Annotated in this window: 7 protein-coding genes; 3 read left to right on the plus strand and 4 right to left on the minus strand. The window is 67.1% G+C overall.

Going from position 1 to position 7,788, the window contains the following annotated elements; translation table 11 throughout:
- Window positions 1-103: 103 nt before the first annotated feature.
- The 3 genes from WA965_RS17535 to WA965_RS17545 form a co-directional block, all read right to left on the minus strand.
- Window positions 104-445, minus strand: a complete 342-nt coding sequence (locus tag WA965_RS17535) for a hypothetical protein (RefSeq protein WP_526300718.1) — start codon at window positions 443-445, stop codon at window positions 104-106.
- Window positions 442-1,992, minus strand: coding sequence for a Rieske 2Fe-2S domain-containing protein (locus tag WA965_RS17540; protein ID WP_526300719.1), 1,551 nt, complete (start codon window positions 1,990-1,992; stop codon window positions 442-444). The genes WA965_RS17535 and WA965_RS17540 overlap by 4 nt, the downstream gene beginning before the upstream one ends.
- Window positions 1,993-2,126: 134 nt before the next feature.
- On the minus strand, window positions 2,127-3,401 hold the full coding sequence (locus WA965_RS17545) for an Nramp family divalent metal transporter (protein ID WP_526300721.1): 1,275 nt from the start codon (window positions 3,399-3,401) through the stop codon (window positions 2,127-2,129).
- 167 nt (window positions 3,402-3,568) lie between these two features.
- Here WA965_RS17545 and WA965_RS17550 point away from each other — a divergent pair, with 167 nt between their 5' ends.
- From WA965_RS17550 to WA965_RS17560, 3 genes are read left to right on the plus strand one after another with little or no spacing between them, the layout of a single operon-like run.
- Entirely contained in the window at window positions 3,569-4,345 is a 777-nt protein-coding gene (locus WA965_RS17550; protein WP_526300723.1) for a lysophospholipid acyltransferase family protein, read from the plus strand.
- A gap of 5 nt (window positions 4,346-4,350) precedes the next feature.
- The gene (locus WA965_RS17555) at window positions 4,351-5,097 is read left to right on the plus strand and encodes a lysophospholipid acyltransferase family protein (RefSeq protein WP_526300725.1); all 747 of its coding nucleotides are present in this window, start codon (window positions 4,351-4,353) and stop codon (window positions 5,095-5,097) included.
- Window positions 5,094-5,933, plus strand: coding sequence for a Cof-type HAD-IIB family hydrolase (locus tag WA965_RS17560; RefSeq protein WP_526300727.1), 840 nt, complete (start codon window positions 5,094-5,096; stop codon window positions 5,931-5,933). Before WA965_RS17555 ends, WA965_RS17560 begins: the two co-directional genes overlap by 4 nt.
- Window positions 5,934-5,945: 12 nt before the next feature.
- On the opposite strand, the gene WA965_RS17565 is transcribed toward WA965_RS17560, so the two are convergent.
- Entirely contained in the window at window positions 5,946-7,568 is a 1,623-nt protein-coding gene (locus WA965_RS17565) for an N-acetylmuramoyl-L-alanine amidase (RefSeq protein WP_526300729.1), read from the minus strand.
- Window positions 7,569-7,788: the final 220 nt, after the last annotated feature.

Below are 7,788 nucleotides of genomic sequence, written 5' to 3' on the forward strand. Positions count from 1 at the left end.
GCCGAACGCGGTCCGGCGAGCGGCGAGCGTCGCGGGCCGGACCGCGATGCGGCAGGTCCAGCGGGCGCTGGAGACCACCGTCCTGCGGGAGCGGTGACGCCGGCTACCGCGACTTCGTCAACAGGTCCTCGAGGAGGTCGACGAACTCTGTCGGCCGCACGGGGGTGCACGCCGGATCCGGGAAGGAACCGGGCACATCGAGGGTCACCAGCGTGGACTTCAGTGGCCGCCGCACATCCAGCGGCAGCCACCGCTTCAGATCAGAGGTGCCCCAGATGCGGAACCGATCCAGGAACAGTCCGAGCGGGCTGGTGCGGTAGCCGCGGATGTCACGCAGTCGGATGATCTTCGACGTCCCTGACGGGAAGTGATAGCGGCGCAGCGTCAGCGCCTCCTGATCCAGTTGGATCAGGCCGTCGTCGTAGAACCGCGGCGTGGTGGTCACAGCTTCGCGGACCGTAGTTCGTGGCCCCTGGTGGTCAGGCACCTGCCGTTCTGCAGGTTCCACTGCCAGCCGTGCAGGTTGCACGTCAGCGTCGTGCCCTCCACCACACCGAACTTCGAGAGATCGGCCTTCAGGTGCGGGCAGCGACGCTGGATCTCCCAGCCGTCCAACGTGATCGATGCGCTGTCGTCGTGTGTTTCGGCGAACCAGCCGTCGGCGTAGGCGATCCGCTCGTCGGTCAGACACTTGAAGAACGTGTACAGGTACTCGTTGTACCCGCCGACCCGCCACGCCGTGAAACGGGTGGACAGGAAGATCGTGTTGACCCAGTCGGGCTCCCGATCGCGAACGACGGTACGCACCAGCTCCGGTGCGATGGCGAAGCCGTAGCGAAACTTCTCATCCGGGATCGCCTCGCGCACAGCCCGTTTCGGGAAGTCCAAGACCACGGTCTCGGCCCCGAGCCGGAGCTCGACCGGGTAGCCGATGCCGTCACAGATCTGATCCCCGGCGAGCATGATCGGTTCGAACAGATCCCGTAGCGGTTCCAGCAGGGGCTCTCCCGCGGCGCCTGCCCAACCCGCCTTCTCCGCGGCGATCACCGGTGCCATCCGGTCGGCGTACGCCGCGATGTAGTCGGCCTTGCCGGTGGTGAAGATGGCGCGCACGTCGTCGTCGGGGATCGGGTGGGTGAGCGAATCGAGTTGGGAGCCGGTGAAATCCGCGGTGGTGCCGGGCATCATCAGCAGGCCACCGTGGTGGCCGTGGAGCTGCATCTGGTCCAGGAAGACCATCTGGTCGGGAAAGATGTTGGCCGGATCGGCGTGGTCGTCGTTGAGGTCACGAAGCTCGTCGTCGAGGAAGCATGGGGGGCCAGCCGACGGGATCACCCAGGTCGCGCCGACCTGGGTGATGTACTGCCGACACCGGTCCATCTGGCGCTGGCGCTTCTGGATGCCGAACGACTCCTTGGCGCGGGCGGGCATGTCGTAGACCATCGGGTACCAGATCGCCCCGGAGTACTGCAGCATGTGCACGTCGATCTGCCCGAAGTCGGCGTGCACGACGTCGAGATCCACGGGCCGGGCGTCGTTCATGTTGAAGACGACCGTCTCGCCATCCGAAACCACGAGGCCCGAGTCGCCGATGGGCCCGTCGGCGGGAGCTCGCAACGCGATGACCATCACGTCCAGATCACCCTTGGGTCCGCTGACCCGGTGCTTGACCGAATCCGTCGTCTCGAAGAAGCGGTGGAATCCCAGCTTCTCGAGCTCGCGCCGCAGATCGGGCACGGGGAAATCCGGCAGCAGCACGACGGCGTCCTTGTTGACGTGCTCGGTCAGGTTCCGTGGATCGAAGTGGTCCTTGTGCAGGTGGGAGACGTAGAGGTAGTCCACGTCGCCGAGCGCCGGCCAGTCCAGGCCGCTGTTGTCGGGGAACGGGAACCAGGAGGCGAAGTACGCCGGGTTGACCCACGGGTCACACAGGATGCTCCCGGCCTTGGTGTCGATTCGGAAGCCGGCGTGTCCGACGCTCGTGACCTGCACAAATACCCCTTCTGGTGACACTTGGTTCGGGTCTCAGCTTAGCCGGACGGGAGGGGCTCGTCGTTCCAGCGAGCCCGGTAGTACGCCAACCGCAGGCACGGGCACCGGTCCGGTGGGAGCGCTCACGGCTGTCCTCAGAACACCTTGCTCAGCGCTCCGATGGCCTGGTCGACTCCGAGCCACGCGAACAGCACGGCGCAGATGCCCAGCGCGATGTTGGTGTGCCAGCGGTTGCGCCACCCGTCGGGGATCTTCTTCGAGTTCAGCAGCAGCAATAGCGTCACGGCCAGGAACGGCATGAACAACGACCCCAGAACGCCGTATGCCAGGACCAGGCCGACCGGCTGACCGAGCCAGAGCAGCGCCATCGGCGGGAACGTCAACCAGATGACGTACCACTTGAAGTAGCGGCCGCCGACGCGGGTGTCTTCGTGGCCGTCCGGCAGGCCCCTCAACTGGCCGACGAAGTCGGCGAACATCAGGCTGACCCCGTTCCACACCCCGATCAGCGAGGAGAAGGAGGCCGCCCAGAATCCGATCAGGAACACATGCCCGAACACGACGCCGTAGCGCTCGTCGAGGACGGCGGAGAGGTCGACCAGTCCGCGTTCGCCGGTGCTGATCGCGAGGTTCGTCGAGTACAGCAGTTCGGCGCCGACGATCAGCATCGCGACGACGAACACCCCGGTGATCGCATAGGCCGCGGTGTTGTCGATGCGCATCACCCGCATGAACCGGGGTGTGGTCCATTGCTTTTCCCGTAGCCAGTAGCCGTATGCGGCCAGCGTGATCGTTCCCCCTACGCCGCCTGCGAGGCCCAGCACATAGACGATCGAGCCGTCGGGGATGATCGGCCGCAGGCCTTTGACGATCTCGAGGATGTTCGGGGAGGCGACGATGGCTGCGCCGACGACGGTGACGAACATGATGCCGACCAGTACGGCGATGATCTTCTCGAAGAATTGGTAGCTGCCCATCCAGACGAGCAGGAAGCCGACGATGCCGGACACGATCGCGACGAGCTTGATGTCCAGCGACGGGTACAGCGCGACGATCGGCAGTGCGCTGGAGGACATTGCGGCCGCGCCGTAGACGAACCCCCAGATGACGATGTAGGGCGCGAAGTAGATGGTGGTCCACTTCCCCAGAGACCGCCAGCCCTGGAAGATGGTCCGCCCCGTGGCGAGGGTGTAGCGGCCGGCGCCCTCGACCAGCACGACCTTCATCACCACGCCGACGACCACCACCCACAGCAGGGCGTAGCCGTAGCGGGACCCGGCCACCAGGGTCGCGACCAGGTCGGCCGCACCGACGCCGGTGGCCGCGACCACCAGTCCGGGGCCGATGATCCGCCACCGCGGCGGCGGCGCGTCTGCCTCGTCCTGGACGTCCGGCTCGGGTGTCGTCATCGGTACTCCTCACTCGTCGGCGTGGCGGCGCCCCCCGCGGCCGATCAGGTATGAGCTGAGCCACAGCGCGTCGCAAACCCCTACATCCCAGCGTCTATGTCCACGGTGTGCAACCGGCACCGACGTCGCGGCTGTTTCGGTAGGGACAGGCGACTAGGCTGGCCGTCGTGGAACCGGTATACGGCACAGCCATCCAGCTCGCCCGACTGGTGTGGCGGGTGCAGGGCCTCACGTTCACCGTCACCGGGGTGGAGAACCTGCCGCGTACCGGCGGTGCGGTGATCGCGATCAATCACACCAGCTACTTCGACTTCACCTTCGCGGGCCTTCCTGCCTATCAGCAGCACCTCGGGCGCAAGGTTCGGTTCATGGCCAAAAAGGAGGTCTTCGACAACAAGAAGACCGGCCCGCTGATGCGGGGCATGCGGCACATCGAGGTCGACAGGAACAGCGGTGCGGCCTCGTTCGAGCAGGCGGTCCAGAAGCTGCGCGACGGCGAGTTCGTCGGCGTGTACCCCGAAGCCACGATCAGCCGCAGCTTCGAGATCAAGGATTTCAAGTCCGGAGCGGCCCGGATGGCCATCGCCGCCGGCGTGCCGATCGTGCCGCACATCGTGTGGGGTGCGCAGCGCATCTGGACCAAGGACCACCCGAAGAAGTTGTGGCGTCCCAAGGTCCCCGTCTCGATTGCTGTGGGTAAGCCGATCGAACCGACGTTGCCCGCCACCGAACTGACCTCGCTGTTGCATTCGCGTATGCAGCACCTGCTCGAGCAGGTGCAGGACGCCTACGGTTCGCATCCGCCCGGTGAGTTCTGGGTGCCGCACCGGTTGGGCGGTGGCGCGCCGACGATCGCGGACGCCAACCGGTTGGACGCCGAGGAAGCCGCGGCGAAGGCGGCGCGCCGGGCGCAGCACAACGGATCCACCGAGGCGCCGGGATAAGCCCGATGGAACCGGTTTTCCGCACCCTCGAATTCGCGGCGAAACTGGCGGTGAGGGTCACCGGGACACGGATCACCTATCAGGGACTGGAGAACATCCCCGCCTCCGGCGCCGCGGTCGTTGCGATCAACCACACCGGCTACGTCGACTTCGTTCCCGCTGCGTTGGCAGCCCACCAACGGGGGCGGCGGATGCGGTTCATGATCAAGGCGGAGATGAGCAGGGTCAAGGTCGTGGGTTGGCTGATCGGGCACACCGGCACGATCACCGTCGATCGTCAGGCAGGCGGTGGCGCCTACGCGGCGGCGGTGGAGTCGCTGCGGCGCGGCGAAATCGTCGGGGTGTATCCGGAAGCCACCATCAGCCGAAGCTTCGAGCTCAAGGAGTTCAAGACGGGTGCGGTCCGGATGGCCCGGGACGCGCGGGCGCCGATAGTGCCGCTGATCGTCTGGGGCGCGCACCGCATATGGACCAAAGATCATCCGAAAGCATTGGGGCGCAAAAAGTTTCCAGTGAGAGTCGCCGTGGGTGAGCCCATTGCACCTGTCGGCAGTGTAGAGGAGATCACGACGACCATGCGTTCAGAGATGACGCAGTTGCTGACTGCGGCGCAGGCAGACTATCCGCGGGCCCAGGGTGCGTACTGGCTACCGCGACGGTTGGGTGGCACGGCGCCCACACCCGTCGAGGCCACGGCTCTCGACGAGGCGGAACTCGCGGAGCGGGCCCGACGCCGGACCGGCGACACATGACCCAGCCGTTGCGGGGACGCGATCACAAGCCGGCGCTGATCGCCACCGACGTGGACGGCACACTGCTCGACGACGACGAGAACGTCAGCCCGAGAACCCGGGCGGCGGTACGTGCGGCGGTCGACGGGGGAGCCCAGTTCGTCCTCGCCACCGGCCGACCGCCGCGCTGGGTCGGTCCCATCGTCGACCAGCTGGGCTTCGCCCCGATGGCGGTGTGCGCCAATGGTGCGGTGGTCTACGACCCGTCGACGGACCAGATCATCTCGGCCCGAACGTTGTCGGCGGATGTGCTGGGCGAACTGGCCGAGATCGCCACCCGGGTGATCCCCGGTGCCGGGCTGGCCGTCGAACGGGTGGGTCGCAGTGCGCACGACGCGGCAACCCCGCAGTTCGTCAGCTCACCGGGCTACGAGCACGCATGGCTCAACCCCGACAACACCGAAGTCTCGATCGACGACCTGCTCAGCGCCCCCGCGGTGAAACTGTTGATCCGCAAGGCCGGCGCCCGCAGCGCGGACATGGCCGCTGAACTTGCCCTTCACATCGGTCTCGAAGGGGACATCACCTACTCCACGAACAACGGTCTGGTGGAGATCATGCCGCTCGGGGTCAGCAAGGCGACCGGTATCGAGGAGGTGGCCCGGCCCAGGGGGATCATCGCCGCGGAGGTGGTGACGTTCGGTGACATGCCCAACGATGTGCCGATGCTGAGGTGGGCAGGGCTGGGCGTGGCCATGGGCAACGCGCATCCCGATGCCGTCGCCGCCGCCGACGAGGTGACGGCCACCAACGTCAAGGACGGGGTGGCCCGGGTTCTCGAACGGTGGTGGCTGTAGTGCGGGTCGAGCTCAGACGGGGTTGCTCGGCGGGGTGAACCGCTCCAGCTGGATCGGGGCGAGATCGGCCGGCGGTGGTGGCAATTCGACCGGGACACCGTCGACCACGCGCGTCACCGTGCCCTTCTCGCGGTCGAAGTTGAGGGTGCCGTGCTGGAAGTTCTGCACGATCCACAGCGGTGTGGGGATCTCGGCGCTCGTCGGCAGGCCCAGCGCGCCCCGCTCGAATCCCAGTGCGCCCCAGGACTTGTAGAGTTCGCCGGTGACAGGTTCGGCGCCGCTCTCGGGAGACCAGTAGACCGCGCCGCGTTCGAAGGTGACATAGCGTGTCCCGCCCAGGCCCTGGGCCTCCGGCGAGGTTGGCTTCCCGAGGTAGCTGTTCATGCCGCCGAGCGCGTCCCACTTGGCGAAGATCGCACCCCCGCGCAGTGATTCGGCCAACTCCTCGGGCCCCGGCGGGTCGTTGAAGCGGGCCGCGATGTCGCGGATCTGAGGCATCAGCGCGTAGGCGGCGTTGCCCGGGCACTCGGTGTTGCCGACGTCGCGGTGCGTGAAGATCGTGGGCAGCGTCGGCGCGGCGCCGAACGGGAACTTGGTGAACGAGCCGCCTTCCGACGGAAGCACGACCGCACCGCGCGGATCGACTCGAGCCTGACCCAGAACCCAGCCGAGCAGCCTTGCGGTGGTGCGCAATTGAATCGGTGTCGGCGGCACCACGTCGAAGTTGCCGAGCATCGCGACGCCCCACGTGTTGTGGTTGAACCCACCGGTGTGGGCGCCCTCGACGGGTCGGTTCATGCCGCCCGCGCGGCCTTCGAAGACCTGGCCGTACTTGTCGACCATCGCGTTGTAGGCGATGTCGCACCAGCCCAGGGTGCGGGTGTGGTACTCGTAGATCGATCTGATGATCCCTGCTGAGTCGCCGGGCGTGTACTCGTTGCTGCCGGCGGTGTGGTGCACCACGCCCGCCTGGATTCCCCTGTCGTACCGGGGTTCTCCGCAGCGCATGCCCTCGTCGGCGCCCCACTGCGCCCGGTTGATGATGTTCGGTGGTTGCCCCGGCGGGGTGGCCGCGTTCGGCAACGGAAGCATGTCTGCCGGCGTCTGCGGGGGACTGATCAGCACCGCGTTGATGTTCTGCCCGAAGGGGTGTTCGACGTTGGCGGGCACGTAGCCCAACTCCGGGCCGGCGTCGTCGCGATGCGGTTCGGGTGTGTTGCCGGTGGCGGGGGCGTCGGCAGGTCGGGTGACGGCGATCTGCACGGTGTTGGTGCGGCCGATGAACACCGGCTCGGTGCCGCGGGGGCCCGGCAGATCGGCGCCGACCCCTCCGAGTTGCTCGGCCTCGTACCAGGGGCCCCAGGACCCGTCGCCCTTCTTGGCGCGCATCCGTGCGCTCGTCCCGGTGAGATCTTCCGATGTCAGCGCGACCATCGAGAACGGCTCGTCCTGATGGATCTCGCGGATGGTCTCGCCACCGCGCAGATCGGCCAGGGGTTGCTGGACCATTCGAGGGGCGTCCGCCGCCGGGGACTGGTCGTCATCGGGGGCGCCGTTGAGCGACCAGGGCAGCAGCACCACTGTCGCCGCGAGCGCGGTGAACAGTATCGATGGCGCGGGACGACGACACGGCACGGGCTGATGTTACGTATGTGCCAGATGTTGCTCGTGTTACGACACGGTTGTTTGGGGACTCAATCCGGTCGCATTCCTCTCCTTGCGCACCTGCAACGGCACCGCAGAGCGTGCTGGCGCTTCTGCGGTGCCGTTCGGTGGCAGGACTGGTGTGGACTCCGGCTACGCGCCCGGCTCGAGCGGCGCCTCGGCCGCCAACGCGCCCGACGCAGCTTCCAGG

Origin of the sequence: Mycobacterium sp., assembly GCF_049683935.1 — a bacterium.
Classification (GTDB): Bacteria; Actinomycetota; Actinomycetes; order Mycobacteriales; family Mycobacteriaceae; genus Mycobacterium.

Bases quoted from the DNA above. Each gene is read 5' to 3' on its own strand.
- WA965_RS17545 (WP_526300721.1), bottom strand. From the start codon at position 3,401: ATGACGACACCCGAGCCGGACGTCCAGGACGAGGCAGACGCGCCGCCG.
- WA965_RS17555 (WP_526300725.1), top strand. From the start codon at position 4,351: ATGGAACCGGTTTTCCGCACCCTCGAATTCGCGGCGAAACTGGCGGTG.
- WA965_RS17560 (WP_526300727.1), top strand. From the start codon at position 5,094: ATGACCCAGCCGTTGCGGGGACGCGATCACAAGCCGGCGCTGATCGCC.